The organism is Chloroflexaceae bacterium (genome assembly GCA_025057155.1).
GTDB lineage: Bacteria > Chloroflexota > Chloroflexia > Chloroflexales > Chloroflexaceae > JACAEO01.
In genome coordinates, this window is the sequence record JANWYD010000005.1 from 195955 (window position 1) to 217857 (window position 21903).

Annotated in this window: 19 protein-coding genes; 9 read left to right on the plus strand and 10 right to left on the minus strand. The window is 66.6% G+C overall.

Translation table 11 applies throughout. From position 1 onward, the window contains the following. The first annotated feature begins 35 nt into the window (after positions 1 to 35). The 8 genes from NZU74_05880 to NZU74_05915 all read left to right on the plus strand — a co-directional run bounded on the left by NZU74_05880 (position 36) and on the right by NZU74_05915 (position 8213). Positions 36 to 698: a response regulator transcription factor gene (locus NZU74_05880; GenBank protein ID MCS6880843.1), complete on the plus strand. Its 663-nt coding sequence runs from the start codon at positions 36 to 38 to the stop codon at positions 696 to 698. 164 nt (positions 699 to 862) lie between these two features. Further along, a complete protein-coding gene (locus NZU74_05885; GenBank protein MCS6880844.1) occupies positions 863 to 3688 on the plus strand; it encodes a cation-transporting P-type ATPase in 2826 nt (941 codons plus the stop codon). A gap of 3 nt (positions 3689 to 3691) precedes the next feature. Further along, positions 3692 to 4336 carry a TrkA family potassium uptake protein gene (locus NZU74_05890; protein MCS6880845.1) on the plus strand — a complete coding sequence of 215 codons (645 nt, stop codon included), beginning with the start codon at positions 3692 to 3694 and terminating at the stop codon, positions 4334 to 4336. A 12-nt stretch (positions 4337 to 4348) separates the two neighbouring features. After that, a complete protein-coding gene (locus NZU74_05895; GenBank protein ID MCS6880846.1) occupies positions 4349 to 4753 on the plus strand; it encodes an NAD-binding protein in 405 nt (134 codons plus the stop codon). A 239-nt stretch (positions 4754 to 4992) separates the two neighbouring features. Then, positions 4993 to 5460: a YbaK/EbsC family protein gene (locus tag NZU74_05900; GenBank protein MCS6880847.1), complete on the plus strand. Its 468-nt coding sequence runs from the start codon at positions 4993 to 4995 to the stop codon at positions 5458 to 5460. A gap of 268 nt (positions 5461 to 5728) precedes the next feature. Beyond that, positions 5729 to 6007 (plus strand): hypothetical protein, encoded by a 279-nt coding sequence (locus NZU74_05905; protein ID MCS6880848.1) that lies wholly within the window; start codon positions 5729 to 5731, stop codon positions 6005 to 6007. A gap of 509 nt (positions 6008 to 6516) precedes the next feature. Continuing rightward, a complete protein-coding gene (locus NZU74_05910; GenBank protein ID MCS6880849.1) occupies positions 6517 to 7215 on the plus strand; it encodes a phosphoribosyltransferase in 699 nt (232 codons plus the stop codon). 8 nt (positions 7216 to 7223) lie between these two features. Then, positions 7224 to 8213 (plus strand): GNAT family N-acetyltransferase, encoded by a 990-nt coding sequence (locus NZU74_05915; GenBank protein MCS6880850.1) that lies wholly within the window; start codon positions 7224 to 7226, stop codon positions 8211 to 8213. 63 nt (positions 8214 to 8276) lie between these two features. Here the strand turns inward: NZU74_05915 and NZU74_05920 are convergent, their stop codons facing one another. The 9 genes from NZU74_05920 to ftsH form a co-directional block, all read right to left on the minus strand. Next, positions 8277 to 8492 carry a dodecin domain-containing protein gene (locus NZU74_05920; protein ID MCS6880851.1) on the minus strand — a complete coding sequence of 72 codons (216 nt, stop codon included), beginning with the start codon at positions 8490 to 8492 and terminating at the stop codon, positions 8277 to 8279. A gap of 198 nt (positions 8493 to 8690) precedes the next feature. Continuing rightward, positions 8691 to 9497 (minus strand): HAD-IIA family hydrolase, encoded by an 807-nt coding sequence (locus NZU74_05925; protein MCS6880852.1) that lies wholly within the window; start codon positions 9495 to 9497, stop codon positions 8691 to 8693. 26 nt (positions 9498 to 9523) lie between these two features. Further along, a complete protein-coding gene (gene argS / locus NZU74_05930) occupies positions 9524 to 11305 on the minus strand; it encodes an arginine--tRNA ligase (GenBank protein ID MCS6880853.1) in 1782 nt (593 codons plus the stop codon). A 105-nt stretch (positions 11306 to 11410) separates the two neighbouring features. Next, a complete protein-coding gene (locus NZU74_05935) occupies positions 11411 to 13786 on the minus strand; it encodes a transglycosylase SLT domain-containing protein (protein MCS6880854.1) in 2376 nt (791 codons plus the stop codon). Continuing rightward, positions 13783 to 14514 carry an NUDIX hydrolase gene (locus tag NZU74_05940; GenBank protein MCS6880855.1) on the minus strand — a complete coding sequence of 244 codons (732 nt, stop codon included), beginning with the start codon at positions 14512 to 14514 and terminating at the stop codon, positions 13783 to 13785. The genes NZU74_05935 and NZU74_05940 overlap by 4 nt, the downstream gene beginning before the upstream one ends. A 218-nt stretch (positions 14515 to 14732) precedes the next feature. Continuing rightward, on the minus strand, positions 14733 to 15716 hold the full coding sequence (gene glk, locus NZU74_05945; GenBank protein ID MCS6880856.1) for a glucokinase: 984 nt from the start codon (positions 15714 to 15716) through the stop codon (positions 14733 to 14735). 11 nt (positions 15717 to 15727) lie between these two features. After that, positions 15728 to 16402 (minus strand): ribulose-phosphate 3-epimerase, encoded by a 675-nt coding sequence (gene rpe / locus NZU74_05950; GenBank protein MCS6880857.1) that lies wholly within the window; start codon positions 16400 to 16402, stop codon positions 15728 to 15730. Positions 16403 to 16414: 12 nt separating this feature from the next. Continuing rightward, the gene (gene rpiA, locus NZU74_05955; GenBank protein ID MCS6880858.1) at positions 16415 to 17149 is read right to left on the minus strand and encodes a ribose-5-phosphate isomerase RpiA; all 735 of its coding nucleotides are present in this window, start codon (positions 17147 to 17149) and stop codon (positions 16415 to 16417) included. A gap of 68 nt (positions 17150 to 17217) precedes the next feature. Further along, positions 17218 to 19149: an ATP-dependent zinc metalloprotease FtsH gene (gene ftsH / locus NZU74_05960; GenBank protein ID MCS6880859.1), complete on the minus strand. Its 1932-nt coding sequence runs from the start codon at positions 19147 to 19149 to the stop codon at positions 17218 to 17220. A 340-nt stretch (positions 19150 to 19489) separates the two neighbouring features. Between ftsH and NZU74_05965 the strand changes: the two genes are divergently transcribed. Further along, a complete protein-coding gene (locus tag NZU74_05965; GenBank protein MCS6880860.1) occupies positions 19490 to 21100 on the plus strand; it encodes a hypothetical protein in 1611 nt (536 codons plus the stop codon). An 89-nt stretch (positions 21101 to 21189) separates the two neighbouring features. On the opposite strand, the gene NZU74_05970 is transcribed toward NZU74_05965, so the two are convergent. Further along, the gene (locus NZU74_05970; GenBank protein MCS6880861.1) at positions 21190 to 21534 is read right to left on the minus strand and encodes a hypothetical protein; all 345 of its coding nucleotides are present in this window, start codon (positions 21532 to 21534) and stop codon (positions 21190 to 21192) included. Between the last annotated feature and the right edge of the window lie 369 nt (positions 21535 to 21903).

A 21903-nucleotide genomic window follows, 5' to 3' on the forward strand; every position in this document is an offset into this window, starting at 1 on the left:
CTCAGCCTGGCGTGCACGGTTCAGGGAGCTAACAAATGTCTACGAAAGGTCTGACCCTGGTGCTCGCCGATGATCACCACCTGGTGCGCGAAGGATTGCGCCTGCTGCTGGAGACGCGCTTGCAGTGCCGGGTTGTCGGCGAGGCCGCCACCGGCGTCGAAGCCGTGGCCCTGGTGCGCGCGCATCGCCCTGACATCCTGATAGTCGATCTGAGCATGCCTGGGATGAGCGGCATTGATGTGACGCGCGCCGTGGTGTCCCAGGTCCCGGAGACGCGCGTGATTGTCCTCTCCATGCACGGCGACGAACCGCACGTCCGCGAGGCCCTGCGCGCAGGGGCGATGGCCTACGTGCTCAAGGAGTCCCTCGCCGATGATTTTTTGCACGCCATCGCTCAGGTGGCTGCCGGGCAGCGCTATCTCAGCCCGCGCCTGGCCGAGCGGGCGATCAGTTCCTTTGCTGGCGAGCGCGCTGGCGCGGCAACTGCGAACACCGAGAACCTGAGCCCCCGCGAGCGCGAGGTGCTGAGCCTGGTGGCTCAGGGCCTGACCAGCGCGGCGATCGCCGAACGCCTGGGCATCGGCGTGCGTACCGTGGAGTGGCACCGCGCTCGCTTGCTGCATAAGCTCGGGCTGCACAGCGTCGCCGACCTGGTGCGCTATGCCCTCCAGCACGGCCTGGCGCCTGAGACCGAGTAATCTGCGGCCAACCCTCCCATCAGGCAGGGGCGTGGGGAAACCCGGTTTCCCCACGCCGGAACCGGTGCCGGGGCGCCTGGCGCCGCGGTGGATAGGGTCGGAGGAAACCCGGTTTCCCATTATTCACGGCAGTGTTGTGCGGCTTCGCTGCATGAGATTCACCTATGAAAACCGCCGACCAGTTCACAGCCGAATTGGCGCCGTGGAGCGTATCGGTCGCTGAAGCCTACACCGCGCTCAACTCCCGTCCCGGCGGACTTTCGGCCTCGGAAGTTGCGGCGCGCCTGCGTCGCTATGGTCCAAACACCCTCCAGACGGTCAGGGGCCGGCCCCTGATCGGGACCTTCGTCGAGAACTTCACGCACCTGATGGCGATCCTCCTCTGGATCGCCGGGGCAATCGCCTTTCTGGTGCAGTTGCCCCAACTGGGTGTGGCCATCTGGACGGTCACGCTGATCAACGGGTTGTTCAGCTTCTGGCAGGAGTACCGGGCGGAACGGGCCGCCGCCGCCCTGCGTGCACTGCTGCCAGCCAGGGCGCGCGTGCTGCGCGATGGCAGCGTGCAAGAGGTGCCGCGTGACGAGATTGTGCCCGGCGACCTGTTACTGCTGGCCGAAGGCGACCTCGTCGCTGCCGACGGTCGTCTGGTCGAGGCGGTCGAGTTGCGGGTTGATCAGGCCACGCTCACCGGCGAGGCGCGCGCCGTTTCCAAACACGCTGAAACCTACGCCGGCCCCGAGACCGGCCCCGCGCTGCCCAATGTGGTCTTCGCCGGCACCACGGTGGTCGCTGGCAGGGGGAAGGCGCTCGTCTTCGCCACGGGGATGCGCAGCGCCTTCGGCGCGATCGCCCGGATGACCCAGAGCGTTACCGAGGCCCCCAGTCCCTTGCAGCTAGAACTGGCGCGCCTGACCCGCGTCGTCAGCGCCATCGCGATCGGCGTCGGCGCGCTCTTCTTTGCGCTCGCCGTAGGCGTGGTGCGGATTGGTCTCGTCGACAGCTTCATCTTCGCCATGGGCATGATCGTCGCCTTCGTGCCGGAAGGGCTTTTGCCCACGGTCACCCTGGCCCTGGCCATCGGGGTGCAGCGCATGGCCCGCCGGCACGCGCTGGTCAAACGTCTCTCCTCTGTCGAGACCCTCGGCTGCACCCAGGTGATCTGTACCGACAAAACTGGCACCCTGACGCAGAACGCCATGACCGTGCGCTACCTCTGGGCCGGTGGCCGGCAGTTTGAGGTGAGCGGCAGCGGCTACGACCCCGCTGGCGGCATCAGTGCCGATGGTCAGCCCTGTCGCCCCGTTCCGGGCGACGACCTGTACGACCTGCTGCGCGCCGGCGCCCTCTGCAACGATGCCCGGCTCCTGCCGCCAGGCGCCGCTCCCGCCGGCCATGGCAACTTGAGCGGCTGGAGCGTCCTTGGCGACCCGACCGAGGCGGCGCTGCAGGTTGTGGCGCGGAAAGGAGGGTTGGACCCGGAAGCGCTGGCCCGCGCCGAGCCGCGCATCCACGAGTTGCCGTTTGAGTCGCGTCGCAAACTGATGAGCACGGTGCATGGCGCTGGCGGCGCGCGGGTGTATACCAAGGGCGCGCCCGACGAGGTGCTGGCCCGCTGTACAACCATTCGCCTCTCCGGTCGCGATGTGCCTCTCGATGAGCGGCTGCGGGCCGAGGTGCGCACAGTCAAGGACCGGCTCGCCCGGAGCGGGTTGCGGGTGCTGGGGGTGGCGCAGCGCCAGTTGCCCGAGGACCAGCCTCCGCATCAGGCCGAAGCGGTCGAGCGTGACCTGACCTTCCTGGGCCTGGCGGCGATGTACGATCCGCCTCGCCCGGAGGTGGCCGAGGCGGTCGCCAGGTGTCACCGGGCAGGCATTCGCATCGTGATGATCACCGGCGACGATGGGCTGACGGCCACGACCATCGCCCGGCGCCTCGACCTGGTGCGGCAGGAGCATCCGCGCCTGGTGACGGGGGTGGAACTCGACGCGCTCCCTGACGCCGAGCTGGACCAGATCCTCCGCGAGGAGGTGATTTTCGCCCGCGTCGCACCCGAGCACAAGCTGCGGATCGTCGCGGCGTTACAGCGTATGGGCCTGGTCGTGGCTGTAACCGGCGACGGGGTGAACGATGCGCCCGCGCTCAAACAGGCCGACATCGGCGTGGCGATGGGCATGGCCGGCACCGACGTGGCCCGCGAATCGGCGGACATGGTTCTCACCGACGACAATTTCGCCACCATCGTGCATGCAGTTGAAGAGGGGCGCGCCGTCTACGCCAACATACGCAAGTTTGTGACCTACATTTTCACCAGCAACGTGCCTGAAGCCGTGCCCTTCGTGCTCTTCGCCTTGAGTGGCGGGCGCATTCCGCTGGCGCTGACAGTGATGCAGGTGCTGGCGATTGATCTGGGCACCGACCTGCTGCCGGCCCTGGCCCTCGGCGCCGAACCAGCCGAAGCAGGGGTGATGGATCGTCCCCCGCGCCGGCGGGAGGAGCACCTGATCACACGCGGGTTGCTGCTGCGCTCGCTCTGCTTTCTCGGCCTGATCCAGAGCGCGGCGGCGATGCTGGCCTTCTACACCATCTACTGGGGCGCCGGTTACGCGGGGCAGTGGCTCGATCTGCCCGGCAGTGGCCCCCTCTACCAGACGGCGACCACCATGACCCTGGCGGCGATTGTAGCGACCCAGATCGGCAACCTGTTCGCCCAGCGCACCGAAGAGACCTCGATCCTGACCGTCGGACCGGGCCGCAACCGTCTCATCTGGATCGGCATCGCGGTGGAACTGACGCTGATTGTTGCCATCGTCTACCTGCCGCTGCTGCAATGGGTCTTCGGTACAGCCCCGTTGCCCGCGGCAAGCTGGCTGGTGTTTCTGGCGTGCACCCCCGTGCTGCTGATCGCCGACGAAGCGCGCAAGGCCGTGCTGCGTCGCTACCGGCGCCGGCAGGCACCCCTTCCGGCGCCTGGAGTCTATTCTGGGAGGTGAGCGATGCGTGTCATCATCCTTGGCTGTGGCCGCATTGGCTCAGGACTGGCCGCGCGGCTCAGCTACGCCGGTCACAGCGTCACGGTGATCGAACCGGTCGCTGCGGCCCTGGCCCACTTGCCTGCGGGCTTTCGCGGGCGCACCCTCGTCGGCGACGTGCTCGACCGGCGGCTCTTGCTTCAAGCGGGTATTGACCACCAGGACGCTCTCGCCGCTGTAACCCCCAGCGACGACGTCAACATCGTCGCCGCCCGGCTGGCACGCCTGGTCTTCCGGGTGCCGCGGGTCGTGGCGCGGGTCTACCACCCGCGCGCCGCCGAGGTCTATCGGCGCCTTGGCGTGCAGACCGTCTGTACAACAACCTGGGGCATCAGCCGCATTGCCGAACTGTTGAGCTACTCCGAGCTTGAGCCAGTGGCGAGCCTGGGCAGCGATGTGGATCTGCTCACCGTCGCCGTGCCCCCCTTGCTGGTGGGGCGTCCGGTCAGTGTGATAACGGCGCCCGGGGAGATCCAGGTGGCGGCGATCAGTCGCGGCGGGCGCACCTTTTTGCCCCAGCCGGCCACGCGCCTCGAAGCGGGCGATCTGCTGCACCTGGTCGTGCTAACAGTGGCCACCGACCACCTGGCGGCTCTACTGCGACAGTAAAGGAGGCCGGCTATGCGCGTGCTGATCGTTGGCGGCGGGCAGGTGGGGTCATACCTGGCTGGATTGCTCCTGGAAGAGGGGCACGCGGTAACCATCGTCGAGATGCATGAGGCGACGGCCGGGGCCCTGCGCGAGGTCCTGCCTGATGCTACGGTGATCCACGGCAATGGCACCGACCCCGAGGCGCTGGAGATGGCCGGCATTCACGCCACCGATCTGGTTGCCGCCGTCACCGGCACCGACGCGACGAACCTGGTGATCACCAGCCTGGCGCGCTTTGCCTTCAACGTGCCGAAGGCCGTCGCACGGGTGAACAATCCCCACAACACCTGGATGTTCATCCCTGAAATGGGCGTGGACCTGGCCCTGAACCAGGCTGAGGTGCTGGCGCGCCTGATTGCGCAGACGATGCTGTAGCAGCGGGGCGCAGGGAGCGCCTGACACCCCGGTGGATCGGGATGTGCGGCAACCGGAGCGTCCCGGCGGGCGGAGGCGTGGGGCAACCCGGGCGTGCCGATGTTATCTGGTATAGCCCGCGCAGGCGGGCTTCGCATGGGTAGCCCGCGGCTTCAGCCGCCGGGCTACGGGGCGAATACCGGTTTGGATACTTAATCTTCATCACAACAGGTTCACACTGAAAAGAAAGGAGATTTCCAATGAGCAACGTTCTTGATCAAGTCATGGACATGCTGCGCGAAGCGGCGGTTCCCTTTGAATTGATACACCATCGCGCCGACTTTACCGCGCAGGAAACCGCGCAGGACACGCACACTCCGGGGCGCCGGTTCATCAAAACCGTGGTGGTGCGGGTTGATGATGATCTGGCGCTGGCGCTGCTCCCCGCCCCGCGCATGGTAAACCTCGAGGCTCTCCAGCAGGCCCTGGGCGCCTCCCGGGTGCGTCTCGCCAGCGAAGCGGAGATTGCCGAGCGTTTCCCCACCTGCGAAGTGGGAGCCTTGCCGCCCTTCGGGTCGCTCTTCGGAGCGCCGGTCTACAGCGATCTGCACCTTGATGACGAGGAACAGGTCACGTTCACGGCGGGGACGCACCGTGACGCCATCCGCATGCGCTATGGCGACCTGCGTCGCCTCGTTGGGGCCACGCCGCTTGCCTTCGCCGAGTAACCCGGACGGCGCATAGGCTGACGGTAGCGCAACCCGGAGGGTTGCGCTACTGTGCCTTATTTTGGGGGCATCTCACCGCGGGTACAACCCGTACAATTACGGGTCTTTAACCTGCATCACCACGTATGGCAGCCGGCCTCTTGCTCCACTACACTTAGAAATGTCCGGCGGCATTCATAGTCTGTAGGCTACTCCGCTGCCGGGACATCAAAGAATGCGTGCCTGTGGTTTCGGGCGCGGTCGAGAATAGTGTAAAGAGAGGAAAGCCTTGGATCGCTACACGTGCCTGCGCGAACTCCTGCCGGTGATCGAGACGGCGTTGGCGGCCAAGGGTTATGTGGCCGAGGCCGCGTACCGCTACGCAGTTGATGGCAGGCGCGTCACGGTGATGACGCGCGGTGCGGCGGTTATTGCGCTCCACGAGGATCTGGGGCGCGACATGGCTGACATTACCGTCTATGGCAGCCCCGAGACAGGCGGTATCGGGGTGCTGGAAGAGTTGCCCCCACCGTTCCCCTCGGTCCCTGGTCAGGTGCTGATGCCCTGACTCTGCGCCAGGTTGTGACCCTACGCTCGCCGTGGCTTTGCCGGCCCGGAGCAGTGTAGGGCTGGTTTGCGGCGCCGCGCGGCGCTTCGCCGTGCTCCTCGCAGCGAAGGACTCCAGGCTCTCCTCTGCGTCTCCCTGCTCTTGCCTGATCAGCAGCTCTGGAAGGCCGCCGTTCTCTCAGGCCCTTTCCTCTTAGTGACGATCAGGGTGTTCCGCACCCTGGCTCGCCGCAAAAGCAAGGGGTGGGTGGAGCGCCGTCCTGCCAGAAGTAGCTGCAGAGGTGAGCGAAGCGGCCGCGCGGGAGAGTCTGGGAGAGCGAAACCTTCCCGCAAGAATGTTTTTGTTCTTTCTCGTCGCAGGGTGGTAAAATCGAAGCTGGTTTCACGTCACAGATAAGGAGAGATCAGATCCCCTTTCGCGCAACACCGAGGGTTGCGCTGCCGCCTCAAAGACGGGTGGTGTTCGGCCGTGAACGCTGGATCATCAACCGATGCTCAGAGAGGTGTGTTATGGCAGGGTTCCAACGCTTGCATTCCTGGATCCTGGGCCAGGGCCGCCGGTTTCATGATCGCGCGGCTGCCGGTCGGGCCCTGGCCGAGCGGCTTACCGTCTATGCTGGTCGCCCCGACACAATCGTACTGGCCCTGCCCCGCGGCGGCGTTCCCGTAGCTTACGAGATCGCGATGGCCCTCGATGCCCCGCTGGACCTCATGCTCGTGCGGAAACTCGGGGTTCCCGGCGAGGAAGAACTGGCCATGGGGGCCATCGCGGAGGGCGGGGTGCGCGTGCTCAATACCGACGTCGTGCACGGTCTGCGCATTGACCCTGATACGATCGCCTGGGTGGCCGCTCGCGAAGGGCAGGAATTAGACCGCCGGGGGCGTCTGTACCGTGGAGAGCGCCCGGCGCCCGATCTCCGCGGCAAGACGGTCATTCTGGTGGACGATGGACTGGCGACCGGCGCGACGATGCGCGCTGCCATCGTTGCCGCTCGCGCCCAGGAACCGGCGCGTATCGTGGTTGCCGCGCCGGTCGCGGCGCGGGAAACGGTGGCCTTGCTCCAGCCAATGGTGGATGAGGTGGTCGTCGTGCAAACCCCGGAGCCGCTCGCCGCGATTGGCCTGTGGTATGAAGAGTTCTCCCAGGTGAGCGACGACGAGGTGCGAGCTTTGCTGCAACGCGCCGCGGAGCGGCAGCGAACGGTCTGAGCGCCTATATGATTACCTGCCGCCAGCGCGATTATCAGGGCGCAGAAGAACTCGATGCCGTGCTCGACCTGTGGTGCGCTGCCAGAGCAGTGGATCAGGGCGATCCCTGGCCGCCGCTTGACGCGTTACACGCCGAACTCGCCGCGCGCCAGGCGGGAGCCTGCGACACCCGGGTGTGGGAAGATGCCCACGGCCAGCCGGTAGGCGCTGCGCTGCTGCTTGACGCCTGCATCCTGATAGCCTGCGCCAGACCCGGCGCCGAGACCGAAGCCCTGGCGACCGAAATGCTCGCCTGGGGGCTCCAGAGCGTCGCCCGAATTACCCACGGTCGCGGTGAACATCCCTGCCTGTTCGTACCTGCCCGCAGCGATGATCGGCGGTTCATCGCGCTGCTGGAACGCGCCGGTTTTGAGGCCGATCCCTGGCGTACCCTGCGGATGCGGCGCTCGTTGCGCGACCCGATCGCCGAGCCGCAGGTCCCGCCGGGTATCGTGATCCGGCCCGTTGCCGGTATGCGCGACATCGCGGCGATCGTCGCGCTCCACGACGTTGTGTTCGCAGGTTGTGACAAGGATCTCGACGATCGCGCGGCGCTGATGCGCGCGCCAGGGTACCAGCCTGCGCTGGACCTGGTTGCCGTAGGGCCGACAGGCGCTCTGGCCGGCTATGTCCTGGGCGTCGTTGCGTTACTGGAGCGCGAGCGCCTGGGACAGGCGTCAGGCTGGATCGAGTTCGTTGGGGTAGAACGTTCGCAGCGCAGGCTGGGCGTGGGGCGCGCGCTCGTGCTGCGCCTGTTACATGCCATGCGCGGCGCCGGTCTCGATGCGGCCCTGCTCAGCACTGGCGCGGCCAATCTGGCTGCCTGCCGGCTCTTCGCCGCCTGCGGATTCGCCGTCTGGCACGAGATCCGCTGGTATGTGCGTGAAGCTGGCCCTGATGAGGGGCGACCGGCTCGTGTAGAGCAACCCTCCGGGTTGCTAGAAAAGTGTGCCCCATAAAAAGGGGTATGGAGAACCCATACGTCTCCATACCCCGGCAACCAGCTATGTTGATGTTAGACCCTACTCATCCTCGTGATACTTGAAGGAGAGTTTGATCTTTGTGCGGTAGACCAGCGTCTCTCCATCGAGATGGATATCCTGCGCCACCACCTCGGCGACGCGGATGTCGCGCAAGGTTTTGGCCGCCGTCGTCATCGCAACCGCCGCGGCCTTCTCCCACGACTCGAGGCTCGTGCCGACGATCTCTATCACCTTGTAGACGCTCTCAGCACTCATGATCCGCTCCTTTCATTCTGGCTTGCAGCGTTCACCATTGAGCTGCGACGGACCTTGAGAACACGGCGGGCGACCCATCCTGCTTTCAGATTATTATCTTCTACCATACATCACCCGGGGCCAGGTTGCAAGTATGCGCGGCGTCACCCGGTGTGATGGTTCCTCGACGCTTGCCGGTTGGGGCCATGGCCTCGGCGGCTATCGATCCGCAACCTTCGCCCGCCACTCTTCGAGCAGCGCGCCCAGGTCGGCGTAGATCGCTGCCGGGCGCACGGGGCTGGCTTCGGCCTCGGCGCGCGAACTGACGCCGGTCAGTATCAGGGCGGCGGGCATGCCCGCCGCGGCGGCCCCGGCGATGTCGGTATCCAGGCGGTCGCCAACGACCAGCACCGCTGTGGGGGGCGCGCCGAGGGTCTCGGCGGCCACCTGGAACATCGTCGGTGCCGGCTTGCCGATCACCAGCGGCTGCGTATCGGTGGCGGCCACCAGGGCGGCGGTGATTGCCCCGGCGCCGGGGATCAGGCCCTCTTCGGAGGGGAAGGTGCGGTCGGGGTTGGTGGCGACGAAGCGCGCCCCGGCGCGGATCAGCAGCGTCGCCGTGCGCAGCGTGTGGTAGGTGAGGGCGAAATCGGCCCCCTGCACCACCAGGTCCGCCGTGCGCGCATCCTCGACGAAGTGCCCATCGTGCAACAGCGCCTCGCGCAGGCCATCCATGCCGACGATATAGACCCGCGTGCCGCGCGGGTACATCGCCCGCAGCGCGCGCCCCGTGGCAATGGCCGAGGTGATGATCCGCCCGGCAGGCACATTCAAACCCATTCGCGCCAGCTTGGCCTCGTACTGCGCCGGGGTCATCGAGGCGTTGTTGGTAATGCAGGCATAGCCGAGGCCCTGTTCGTCCAGGAAGGCCAGCAACTCCCGCGCCCCTGCCAGAGGCTGATTGCCCCGGTACAGCACCCCGTCCATGTCGAACAGGACGGCCTTGATAGTAGTGAAAGCAAGCATACCGTTCCTCGGCGCCGCTGCTACGCTCACATCCGTTCAGGTGCGGCGACGCCCAGCAGCGCCAGCCCATTCCTGAGCGCCTGGGCCGTCGCCGCGACCAGGGCCAGCCGGGCCGCTCGCAGACCAGGCGTGTCGGCCTTGAGCACCGGGCACTGCTCGAAGAAGACGCCGAACTCGCGGGCCGTGGCATAGCACCATTCGGCGATCACGAAGGGCGCGTAACGCGCTCCGGCCTCGATCACCGCCTCGGGCAGGCGTGCAAGATGCTTGATCAGCCGCGTCTCCGCCGGATGGGTCAGCAGGGTTGGATCGGCGTCCTCCGGTCCCGTGCCGCCGTCTTCGGCCGCTCGGCGGAGGATCGAGCAGCAGCGGGCATGCGAGTATTGCAGGTAGGTGGCGCTGTTGCCCTCAGTCGAGAGCATGCGCTCCCAGTCCAGACTGATGTTCCGCCGCGGGTCCTGGTAGAGGTCGTTGTAGATCACCGCGCCCACGCCGACCGCCTCGGCCACCGCAGCCTTCTCGGTCTCTGGCAGGTCAGGGTTCTTCTGCTCCACCACGGCCCGCGCCCGCGCTACGGCTTCGTCGAGCAGGCTTTCCAGATAGACCATGTTGCCCTTGCGGGTGGAGAGCGGCTGCCCGTCAGGGGTGGTGACAATGCCGAAGGGCACGTGCACCAGTTCGACGTCGCGGGCGTAGCCCATGGCGCGCACGATGGCGAAGAGTTGCCGGAAGTGTAGTTCCTGGCGCCCGTCTACCACGTAGATGATCTTCACCGGGTCGAACGTTTCCAGCCGGAACTTCACCGTCGCGATATCGCGGGTCATATAGACGGTGCCGCCGTCGCTGCGCTGGATGATAAAGCGGGGCAGGTTGTCCAGCTCGGCCACTACCGAACCATCGGCATCGCGGAAGGCGGCCCCGGAGCGCAGGGCCTCGTCAATCACGCCGGCCAGCATCGGCTCGTAGAAGCTCTCGCCATAGGCGTGGTCGAAGACCACGCCAAGCCGGTCGTAGTTCCGCTGTGCGGCGGCGAGAGTCAGATCCACGCACCACTGCCAGATCGCGCGCGCTTCGGGATCGCCCCGCTCCAGGGCCAGCGACCAGCGCCGCGCCTCGGCCTCCAGGTCGGGGTCAAAGACTGGCAACGGGCGGCCCTCGACCACGGCCCGTTCGCGCTCCTGCTCCTGGGCCTTCATCTCGTTGTTGTAGCGGGCGTAGAGCAGTTCCAGTTGTTCCATCGCCGCCTCGCCCTCGGCCTGGGGGCGTCCGTAGCGTTTAATCGAGGCGATCACCGTGCCGAACTGCGTGCCCCAGTCTCCCAGGTGATTGTCGCCGATCACCTCATAGCCCAGGGCGCGCAGGATGTGCACCAGGCTCTGGCCGATAATGGTCGAGCGAATGTGGCCCACGTGCATGCGCCGCGCGATGTTCGGCGCCGAGTAATCCACCACTACCCGGCGCCCGGCTCCCGCCTGGTGATGGCCGTAGGCTGCGCCGCGAGCCTGGATCTCGCTCACCACCGCCGCAGCCAGGCGTTGCGGATGCAGGCTGAAGTTCAGGAAGGGCCCCACCGCCTCGACCGCGCCAATCAGCGATTCGGGGCCGGGGCGGATCGCGGCGGCCAGTTCGGCGGCGAGTTGCGGCGCCGGTACGCCCAGGGCCTTTGCCGCGCGAAAGGTTGGCAGGGCCAGATCGGCAGGAATATTCGGTTTGGGCGTGGCCAGTTCGATGGTCTCCGCGGGCGCCCGACCCGTTGCTTCAATCGCCTCCCGCACCTCGCGGGTAAAACGTTCAAGCGCGTAGTCCATTATCTTCTCCACGGTCGCCCCTGGTACCGCAGCGACCTGTCGCCGCAGCGGGCGGGTTGGGCGGGGCTTTGCCTCTCCCAGCGTCCCCTACAAGGGGACATGTCATTACCAGAGCGCCTTGCTCACCGGCTTCGTCGCCCGAACAGGGGGCGCGTACAGCTCCTGGTAGGCCCCCCAGAAGCCGTAGACGGCCCGCACGTAGCCTCGCGTCTCGGCAAAATCAATCTGCTCGGTGAAGCGATCCGGGTCGGCCACGCGACTCCCGCCGGCCCAGCGTTGCGCGTTCCCCAGACCGCCGTTGTAGGCCGCCAGCGCACCCTGCACGCTCCCCTCCATGTCGGCCAGGCGCCGGGCCAGATAGTAGCTGCCGAAGCGCACGCTCACCACCGGCCGGTAGAGGTCGTCGAGAGTGAAATCGCTGATCCCCAGACTCTGGGCGATGCCCTGGCCGGTTTCGGGCATGACCTGGGCCAGACCGCGCGCTCCAACCCAGGAGGTGGCGCCGGGATTGAAGAGGCTCTCCTGGCGCAACAGGGCGTAGAGCAGGCGCGGGTCGAGGCCGTTGGCCGTCGCTTCCCGGTTGACCAGGTCGGCATAGGGGGTAGGGAAGATCAGGCGGCGCAGGGCCGGCGGCGCCTGATCCGGCGCAGGCGCCAGCGCGGCCAGTTCTTCGGCGGCCAGCAGCGCGGGGTAGGTCGCGCCGCCCTCATAGGCGGCCCGCGCCAGGCGCAGCAGCGCCCAGGGTTGGCCGCGGGCCTCGTCGAGACCCTCGCGCCACTCGTTCATCGCCTCGGTCTGCAAGCCTACCTGTTCGAGGTGCGCGGCGCGCGTCGCCCGTTCGTCGCCGGAAGGCGGCGCCGGCGCGCCGGCCCAGGTGGTTGCCCAGGCTTCCAGTTCGCTCCACGCTTCCGCGGCAATCGGCGCTCCGATGGGCAGGGCGCCCGCGGGCTGCCTGCCCAGTTCCTCCGCCGCGCGAACGCCCTCATAGCTGTGGGGAGCGGCGGCAATCGCAGCAGCAAAGAGCGCCTCGGCAGCCGCGGCGTCGCCCTGGTCGCGAGCGGTGCGGGCGGCCCAGAAGGCCCCGCGCGCTCGCCACCCTCCGTCGTTATGGTCGGCCAGCGTTTGCCATGCGGCGCGGGCCTCCTCAACGCGCCCGGCTTCGTACAGGGCCAGGCCGGCCCGGTGCAGGGCCACGCGCCCCTCGGCGCTGCCGGGATAGCGCCGCCCCAGGTCGAGACGCGCCTGCAACGCGCCTTCGGCGTCGCCCAGGCGCTCACGCAATTGCACCACCCGATCCAGCGCCACGGGAGCGCGGGGGTCGTCGGGATAGGCCGCGGCATACTCCAGGTAGCCCTGGATGGCCCCCTCAACATTGCCAGCCTGGCCGGTGGTTTGCACCTGGTCGAGCCGGGCCTGGCGCCCCGGCTCGCTGTAGGGGTCGAGAGCCACGGCTTCGGCCAGGGCCGCCAGCGCGCCGGGCATGTCGCCCGCGGCGCGCAGGGCCAGCCCGCGCAACCGGCGCAGTTCGATTGACGTGGCGAGATCGCCTTCGGTGGCGATCGCCCGCTCGAACTGCGCAACCGCGTCGCTCCAGCGCCCGGCGGCCATATAGATCCGCCCGGCCTGGGCGGCTCTGACCTCGGCGGCGCCGGCGGCGAGCAACTGATCCATCGCAATGGCGGCCTCCGGCGTTTCTGGCGCGCTGCTCACAATCTCCAGCCGCCAGCGGCGCGCCTGCTCCGTCTGGCCCTGAGAGTCGGCCAGGGCGATGGCCTCGGTCAGCACGCGGGCGCGGTAGGCCGGCTGGCGGGCCAGGTCGAGCAGTTCGGGATAGAGAGCCAGCGCCTCATCAGGGCGGCCGGCGGCCATGAGCTGGACGATGGCCTTTTCAAAGGCCCCCGCCCGCTCACCTCTGGGGATGGCGCTGCGCGCGGCGATCAGATAGCTCGCGGCGGCCTCGGCGTGCCGCGCCAGCGCCTGCTCCTGGGCCGCCTGGCGCAGGGCGGCGTAGGGCGCAATAGACGTGTCCAGGGCGCGGTACTCCTGATAGGCGGCGATCGCCGCGGCGTGGTCGCCAGCCGACTCGTGGGCGCGGGCCAGCCAGAAGAGGGCGGGCGGGCGCAGGGGATGCTCCGCCGGCGCCGCCGTCAGAAACGCGCGCCACATCTCGGCCGCCGAGGTCCAGCGGCCGCGGCGGGCGAAGCTCTCGGCCAGGTAGTAGCGCGCCGCCAGAGCTTCGGGTACGGTGGGGTAGCGCTGGAGCAGGGCGCTCAGATCGGCGCCGGCTGCCGCGTCATCGCCGATGGCCCGCGCGGCCATCGCCCGCTGTAGCAGCACCGGCGCGGGGGGCAGGGCTTCGGGGGCGCCCGTGCCAGACGCCGGGGAAACGGGCGCGTCAGGGAAGGGGGCGGTCACCACCTCACAGGCGCCGAGGCTCAGGGCGAGCAGTGCGCTGAGCAGAATCGTGGTACTTCGACTCATGGATTGCGATCGATCCGATCCTCGCGCCAGCGAAACACGAACTGCTTATCGGTCGTCCGGTCGCGGCGGAAGCGCCAGAGGCGGGTAGGACGGCCACGCCCCTCGCGAACGATGTTGGTCTCCTCCAGCAGGTTCGACTCCTTGATTTTACGGTAGAAATTGCCCTTGTCGAGCTTTTCGCCGAGGATCTGCTCGTAGATGTGCTTCAACTCCAGGATGGAAAACAGCTCCGGCAGCAACTGGAAGGCCAGGGTGGTATATTCCAGCTTGGAGCGCAGGCGCGAGATGGCATAGGCAAGGATCTGCTCATGGTCAAAGGCCAGCCGTTCGGGCAGGGCGCGCACCGGCCACCAGCGCACGTCGGTGCTCTCATCGCTGACCGAAATCTTCTGCGCGTCGGCGCGCACGAGAGCAATGTAGGCCACACTGATCACCCGCATCCGCGGGTCGCGTCCTGGATCGCCGAAAGTGTACAACTGCTCCAGATACACATCGCGCACGCCGGTCTCCTCTTCGAGTTCGCGGCGCGCCGCCGCCTCCAGCGATTCATCCATATTGATGAACCCGCCCGGAATGGCCCAGAACCCCTCGAAGGGCCAGTGGCGCCGCTGCACCAGCAAGACGTGCAGTTCCTGGTTGATCAGCGTGAAAATAACCACGTCAACGGTCACTGCGGGCCGTTCGTAGCGCGTCGGATCGTATGCGTGCTGGCTCGTTTCGGGTTCCATGGCACGCCCTCCTGATAGTGTGGAAATAACACTATCATAGAGCACCCTGGCGCGGGTGTCAAGCCAGGGTAGGAAACCGGATTTTCCCACGCCCCTGCCCGTCTGGAAGGGCCAGGCCCTTGCGGAGCATATTCGAAACGCATCGATAGATGGCGGCGCGAGCGCATCGAGCTATACGGTTCAGTGTCTTCAGCGGATCAAGCATTCCGATCGGTGCTCTAATCAATCAACCCGTAGGCCGCCGCGCCGACCAGCGCCGCTCGAGGGTCAAGGATAACGTGTACTGGCGTGCGCTCCATCAGGCTGCGGAAGCGACCCTTGTTCCGCATAGCGTTGAGCAGGCGCGCGGTGCGCAACTGGGTGAGGATGCGCGGCGGGATTCCGCCCCCCAGATACACTCCGCCTGTGGCAAAGACCTTGAGCGCCAGATTGCCCATTTCGGAACCCAGGATGCCCAGGAAACAGTCGAGCGTAGCCGTGCAGAGTGGGCAGGGGGTGGCGGGGTCGAGCGCTCCGTCAACGATCACCGGGGTAGGATCGCTGGCCACCGCCAGCGCGGCGGCGATCTCCGCCGTCTCGCGCCGGAAGACGCGGTCGCGAAAGAAGGCGTAGAGGTTGGGGATGCCCAGACCGGAACACAGCCGTTCGTAGCTCACATGGTTATGGTGTTCGAGCATATACGAGAGCAGTTCGACTTCGAGCGGCGTGGTAGGGGCGAAGCTGGCGTGGCCACCCTCGGAAGGGCGCGCGCGGTAATGGTCGTACTCCCAGGTAAGGTACGCCTCCCCCAGGCCCGTGCCGGGGGCGATGACGGCAATGGTGCCCTGGGGGTCCGGGATGCCGGGGTTCAGGGTCGCCAGATGTTCGGGCTGGAGGTAGGGCACGGACTGGGCGAAGGCCACGAGGTCATTGATCAACTTCACCGGCACGCCGCCGAGATGGGCGCTCAACGCGCGCCCATCAATCACCCAGGGCATATTGGTGATCTCGGCGCGCTGATCGAGCACCGGTCCGGCCACGCCGAAGCAGGCGCCCTCGAGAGTGGCGGGATGGTCCGCGAGAAACTCGCTGACGATCGTCTCCAGATTCTGGTACTTACTGCTTGGGAACGTTGCTGTAGCCAGAAAATGTCGCGGCCCCGTTTCGCGCGAAACGAGCACCAGGGCGGTCTTGGTGCCGCCGATGTCGCCTGCAAGAAACATGCCTCTCTCCTCTAGCGCCGCTCCTCAAGCGCTGCCCGCAGCGCCCCGATCGCGCTGGCGATGCCGCGGTCCGGCCCGAAGATCGCCGAGCCGGCCACGGCCACGGTAGCGCCCGCATCGCGCAGCGGGCCGATGGTCTCAGGGTTGACTCCGCCGTCAACCTGAATGTCAATCTGTTCCAGCCGGCGAGCGCGCAGGATCTGCCGCAAGCGGGCCACCTTGTCCAGGCCGCCGGGAATGAACGTCTGGCCGCCAAAGCCGGGGTTTACTGTCATCACCAGGACGAGATCGACCTCGGGCAGGATCTCTTCCAGCACGCCAAGGGGAGTGGCGGGGTTAAGGGCCACGCCGGGCCGCGCGCCGAGGGAGCGAATGGTCTGCACCGTGCGGTGCAGGTGCGTACTGGCTTCGACATGGACGGTGATCCGCTCGCAGCCGGCGGCGACAAACTCCTCAAGGTAGCGTTCCGGCTCCACGATCATCAGATGGGCGTCAAGGACTGCGTCATAGCGCGCCGCAAGGGGGCGGAGGGCATGCGCCACCAGCGGCCCGAAGCTGATGTTGGGCACGAAGCGCCCGTCCATCACATCGAGGTGCAGCCAGCGCACGCCCGCAGCCAGGGCCGCTTCCACCTCCGCGCCGAGGCGCAAAAAGTCGGCGGTAAGGATTGAAGGAGCAAGGATCATAGCGTTCCGTTTCTAAAAGCCGTGCCTGCACGGCGCTTCTCTAGGGGAGGCGCCGGCCTGCAGGTGGCGGACGCCATCTTCGCTGGCGACGATCACATCGGTAACCAGATCGAGAAAGAGACCATGTTCGACAATCCCCGCTCGCCGTTCCAGCGCGGACGCCAGGCACTCCAGGTCGTCAATCGGGCCAAAGGCGCAATCGAGGATGTAATTGCCCTGATCGGTGCGGAAAAATTCGCCGCTGCTCGTCCGCCGGAAGGCCACCCGGGCCCCCAGGCCGGCGACGAAGCGCGCCGTCGCCATAGCGCCAAAGGCGATCACCTCCAGCGGCAGCGGATGGTGGCTGCCCAGCGCCGGTGACAGCTTGCTTGAGTCTACCACAATGACCTCGCGTCGCGACGCCTGGGCGACCATTTTCTCGCGGAGCAGCGCCCCGCCGCCGCCTTTGATCAGGTTGAACTGCGGATCGACCTCATCGGCCCCGTCAATCGTTAAATCAACCGTTCCGCACTCATCAAGGGTCGTCAGGGGAATTCCGAGGGCAAGCGCCTCCCGTTCGACGCTATCGGCGCAGGCTACCCCCACGATATCACGCAACTCGCCCATCTTAAGCAACGCGGCGATGCGGCGCACGGCATGAATAGCAGTACTGCCGACCCCGAGACCTACCACCATGCCCGGCTCGATCAGTTCCACCGCCCGTTCGGCGGCTCGCCGCTTCAGTCCTTCTTTTGGATCGCTGTTCATGACGTGCTCGCTTTCGTGGAAGGGTAAGGCCCTTCCAGCAGCCTGGGCGCAACCTGGTAAGGTTGCGCCTACGATGCAACCGGGGCCAGGGCGCGGTCCTCGCGGCCCGTCAGGCCGGTCACTTCGCGGATGCGCGCTTCGTCGAGGGTCTCCTCGGCCAGCAAAGCCTGCGCCAGGGCGTCGAGCCGATGGCGATGCTCGTTGAGCAAGCGAATCGCTTTCTGATAGCTCTCGTCCACGATCTTCCGCACGGCTTTGTCAGCCACCTGGGCCGTGGCCTCACTGTAGGGTCGCTGCGATAACCCCGCGCCCAGGTAGTTGCCGCGGCTGGTGTCCAGCAGTTGCACCTGGCCGACCTCGTCGCTCATGCCAAAACGCATGACCATAGCCTGGGCCAGGTTGGTCACTTGTTGCAGGTCATTCTCGGCCCCGGTGGTGACGTTTCCGTAGACCACCAGTTCAGCGGCCCGCCCGCCCAGGATGGTCACGATCCGCGCCCGCAGGTAATCTTCCGTGTAGTTGTATCGGTCGTTGATCGGCACTGAGAGGGTGACCCCCAGCGACTGCGCCCGCGGCACGATCGTCACCCGACGCACGGGGTCGCTTTCGGGCTGCAAGAGGGCCAGCAGGGCGTGCCCGGCCTCGTGGTAGGCCACGCGCTCGCGCTCCTCGGGGTGCAGCAGGATGCGCCGTTCAAGACCGAGATAGATCTTCTCCAGCGCGTCCGAGAAATCGCGCATCGTCACCTGATCGCTGCCGCGCCGGGCGGCCATGAGCGAAGCCTCGTTCACCAGGTTGCGCAGCTCCGCGCCTGTCGCTCCCGGCGTATTCTCGGCCACGCGGTGCAGATCCACGTCGGGCGCCAGCGGCACATCGCGGGTGTGGATCTTGAGGATCTCGGCCCGGCCGTTCTTGTCTGGCGGCTGCACCACGATGCGCCGGTCGAAGCGCCCGGGACGGAGCAGGGCCGGGTCGAGCACATCGGAGCGGTTGGTGGCCGCCAGCACCACCACGTGCGTCTGGGCGTCAAAGCCGTCCATCTCGGTGAGGATCTGGTTGAGCGTCTGCTCGCGCTCCTCGTTGCCCCCCAGCTCGCCTCCGCCGCGGCGCCGCCCGATGGCGTCAATCTCATCAATGAAAATGATCGCCGGCGCCGCTGCGCGGGCCTGCTGGAACAGATCGCGCACCCGGCTGGCGCCCACGCCGACCACCATCTCAATAAACTCCGAGCCGCTCATCGTAAAGAACGGCACATCGGCTTCACCGGCCACGGCGCGGGCCAGCAGCGTCTTGCCGGTGCCCGGAGGTCCTTCCAGCAGAATGCCGCGGGGGATCCGCGCGCCCAGCTTCTCGTACTTCTCTGGATGTTTCAGAAAGTCAACAATCTCGATCAGTTCCTGTTCCACCTCGTCAATGCCCGCCACATCGTCGAAGGTGACGCGCTCCGCCGTCGAGGGATCGTACCGCCGCGCTCGCGCGCGACCCAGGCCAAACATCCCTCCTGGGCCGCCCGCGCCCTGCAGCGTGCGCGAACTGAGCCACAGGAAACCGCCAAGGAGCAGCAACGTCGGCCCGAAGGCCAGCAGCAGCGTCCATAGTGGTGAACGAGCCTGCTCGAGCGGTTTGGCGGTAATGACCACCCTGTTCGTTTCCAGCAGGGTGATCAACTCTGGATCGGGAATGAGCGTCGGTTTAACGGTGGCGAAGCGGCGGTAGACGCGCTCACCGGCGGGGGGCGGGTCGCTCGCTGGCGTCAACACCACCAACCCGTATTCGCCTTCGCTGGCCGTGACTGGCTGGCGGAACTCGCCCTGAATATCCTCCCCGCGACTGGTGATTGCCGCGACGTTCCCCGCTGCAACCTGTTCCTTGAAGACCGTGTAGGGTATAGTGATATAGTTTGGCTCGGCAGGAAAGAGCCAGTTGATCAGCAGGTAGTTCAAGACCAGCAGCACGAGAAAGGTGATCCAGAAACTCCCGCGCCGTGCGGGTTGCCACATGGGCGGCTGCCTGGCCCCCTGTCCGGACGCCGGTTGTGTGGCGGGCGGGGTGCCGCGAGGGAGTGGCGCCATAGCTGTCCTCATCATGAATAAAAAAACGTTCTCGGAAGGGCTTGGCCCTCCTAGATCCTTCCGACCGCCGGGCCGGGGCCTGGGGAAACCGGGTTTTGCTTCATTATACGCCCGAAGTGTGCCGTGGTTTACACCACTGTCGGGCGGGCCCTAGACCGCGCCGCGAGAGGCGGGCGTTGCGCCAGCCCTGAACGCCTGCCATTGCAGTGGGTGCCTGGACTGTGGTACACTGCCGTTGGTTTTCACCCGCGACGTGGAGGTTTGCCCGGTGACGCAGGACGATCAGCAGATGCCCGAGCGCGGCTCGGAAGGTCGGATTAGCCGCGATACCCTGCTCTTGCTTGGCGCGCTCACCTTCCTCATTCTCGCCGTCGCTCTGACGTTCCTGTTTACGCCCAACACTGGTACGAATATCGGTCAGATCCCGTCTACTGCAACCCCCGCTCCTCCTACCGAAGCGGCGCAGTCGCCGGTTGCTCCAGTGACAACTCCTGCTTCTCCGGAAGCGGCCTATCCCAGTCCGGGAGCAATCGGTCAGGCGCCAACAGCGTCCCCTGTGGTCCCTACCGCTACTCCTCAGCGGGGCGCGGCCACGGCAACCCCCGGCGCGTCTGACGAGGAGCCGTACCCTGGCCCCGTTGGCGAGGGTACGCCCCCGCCATTACCGACGTTCAGACCCACGGTGCTCCAGCCTACCGCGCCCCCGACGCCTACGCGCCCGCCCGAGGTTATTCAGCCTACACCTATCTTTCCGGTCCCGACCCAGCCGCCCCCCCCGGCGTCGCCGCCCGCAACGCCGACGTCCGACCTGCAGCTCGACGTTACGCCGACTGCTGTTCCTACCGCTGTTCCTACAGTTCCGCCAGTGACGCCCACCACGCCGCCCCCGCCGCCGGCCGACGTGCTACGGGGCAGCGTGCGCTGGTCGGCTGCGCAAGGGCCGATCATCCTCCGCCGTGATGTACAGATCGCTCCGGGAGCGGAACTGCTCATCGAGCCAGGAGTAGAGGTTCGTCTTGATCCGGGAGTGTCCATCTATGTTGACGGTGGACGGTTACTGGTCGCGGGAACAGCCGAGCAGCCGGTGCGCTTCGTCGGGAACACCGGCGCTCGCTGGAGCGGCCTGTTTGGACGCCCGGACAGCACGATTGTGCTGGATTACGCCGAGGTGCGCGGCGGCGGCGTGGGCGGCACAGTGATGGCCGTGGATCGCAGCAGGCTAACGGTGCGGAACAGTCGCTTTATTGATAACGGCGGCGGGATTATTACCACTGACACCCGTCTGGAGATGAGCGACACCCAGATGTTCGGGAACGATATTCCTTTTGGCCCGGCGCTGGAGGCCAGTTTCGCCCGTGGGAACTTCGTGACTCTCACCCGCAATCGCTTCGGCGGCAACCGCCTTACCGACGGCTCGCCCCAGGTTCGCCTTAACAACAGCAGCACCTTCGAGACGCTGAACCTGACCGTCGAGGGCAACCTGGTGACCGGCGGCACGCCCAATTTGCAGTTGACGACCAATGGCCCCCTTCAGGGCGCCGTGATTTGTAATACCCTCGTCGGTGATGGCCAGGGTTTTGGAATCCGTACCACGACCGAACAGGTGGCCCCCAACGGCGCTCTGCCAATGCGTCTACGCGTTGAGCAAAACCATATTGACGACCACGTTCCGCCGATCATCCCGGTCTACCTGCGCTACGGGCTTGGCCGGGGCGCAACGAGCGAGATCCTCCTCGATATGCGTAATAACTGGTGGGGCGATGCCTCCGGGCCCTACGATCCGGATCGCAACGCCAACGGGCGCGGCGACTCGGTGGGAGTGAACATTGAGTTCATCCCCTGGTTACAGGCGCCTCCCTCCTGCGCTCCGCCGCGCTAGGCTGTGTGGGTTTTGCCCCTCGCATCGAAGCAAACAAAGAAGTCCTGGGAGGGCCATGCCCTCCCAATTCCTCCGACACCGGGCGGCCGCTAATTCTCGGTTTCGATCCGTACTTTCTCCACTTTCGTTACTGGCCTGGTCGCCGGTTCAGTCGCTTCGAGTTGCTCGTACACCACACGGTTGATCTCGCGCGCCGCCAGGTCCAGGCCGCGAATGGCCGCCCGGGCAATGCCCAGGTGCAGCCGGCCAACCGCTCTGAAGAGTTCAGAGGTGGCGTCAATCGCCTCGCTGCGGGCGCGCGGCGGTAACAGGTACACCGGCCAGCTCACCGCTGCGATCCCCAGTCGCGCTACACTGGCCCCCACAGCGCCGGCTGCATCGATCAGATCCTCTCCGCGGCCCGTCGCACCGCCCTGGTTGTGTATCTCTGTCATATATGTACCTCCCTGGCTCTTTCCGACAACTTCCATTATAGTCTGCCAGGGGCGGTATGTCTATGAGGTGCGGCCAATCCGCAGGGCTATTGCAAAGTCTCCAGGGCTGAACCCCGGGTTGCGAAAAATGACCGTATCGAGCGGCCACCTTGCCCCAATCCCCGCCGGAGGCACACTCTGCATCAGCCCCGGGCCAACGCAGGTGCTCTATCTCCCTTGGAACCACAGGTGGGGCGTTGTTCCTCACCCTCCCCCCGGCCCCCTCCCTCTCCACCTCCGGTGGAGAGGGAGGGGGCGCCGAGCGTAGCGAGGCGGGGGAGGGCGAGGACCGCGAGCCTACAACAACCCCCCCGTCCCCGCCGCCGAGAC

Coding starts and splice junctions, on each gene's coding strand:
- rpiA (MCS6880858.1), bottom strand. CDS start 17,149: ATGAACAGCGATCCAAAAGAAGGACTGAAGCGGCGAGCCGCCGAACGG.
- NZU74_05900 (MCS6880847.1), top strand. CDS start 4,993: ATGAGCAACGTTCTTGATCAAGTCATGGACATGCTGCGCGAAGCGGCG.
- NZU74_05940 (MCS6880855.1), bottom strand. CDS start 14,514: ATGGAACCCGAAACGAGCCAGCACGCATACGATCCGACGCGCTACGAA.
- NZU74_05910 (MCS6880849.1), top strand. CDS start 6,517: ATGGCAGGGTTCCAACGCTTGCATTCCTGGATCCTGGGCCAGGGCCGC.
- rpe (MCS6880857.1), bottom strand. CDS start 16,402: ATGATCCTTGCTCCTTCAATCCTTACCGCCGACTTTTTGCGCCTCGGC.
- glk (MCS6880856.1), bottom strand. CDS start 15,716: ATGTTTCTTGCAGGCGACATCGGCGGCACCAAGACCGCCCTGGTGCTC.
- ftsH (MCS6880859.1), bottom strand. CDS start 19,149: ATGTGGCAACCCGCACGGCGCGGGAGTTTCTGGATCACCTTTCTCGTG.
- NZU74_05970 (MCS6880861.1), bottom strand. CDS start 21,534: ATGACAGAGATACACAACCAGGGCGGTGCGACGGGCCGCGGAGAGGAT.
- NZU74_05935 (MCS6880854.1), bottom strand. CDS start 13,786: ATGAGTCGAAGTACCACGATTCTGCTCAGCGCACTGCTCGCCCTGAGC.
- NZU74_05890 (MCS6880845.1), top strand. CDS start 3,692: ATGCGTGTCATCATCCTTGGCTGTGGCCGCATTGGCTCAGGACTGGCC.
- NZU74_05880 (MCS6880843.1), top strand. CDS start 36: ATGTCTACGAAAGGTCTGACCCTGGTGCTCGCCGATGATCACCACCTG.
- NZU74_05915 (MCS6880850.1), top strand. CDS start 7,224: ATGATTACCTGCCGCCAGCGCGATTATCAGGGCGCAGAAGAACTCGAT.
- NZU74_05895 (MCS6880846.1), top strand. CDS start 4,349: ATGCGCGTGCTGATCGTTGGCGGCGGGCAGGTGGGGTCATACCTGGCT.
- argS (MCS6880853.1), bottom strand. CDS start 11,305: ATGGACTACGCGCTTGAACGTTTTACCCGCGAGGTGCGGGAGGCGATT.
- NZU74_05925 (MCS6880852.1), bottom strand. CDS start 9,497: ATGCTTGCTTTCACTACTATCAAGGCCGTCCTGTTCGACATGGACGGG.
- NZU74_05920 (MCS6880851.1), bottom strand. CDS start 8,492: ATGAGTGCTGAGAGCGTCTACAAGGTGATAGAGATCGTCGGCACGAGC.
- NZU74_05885 (MCS6880844.1), top strand. CDS start 863: ATGAAAACCGCCGACCAGTTCACAGCCGAATTGGCGCCGTGGAGCGTA.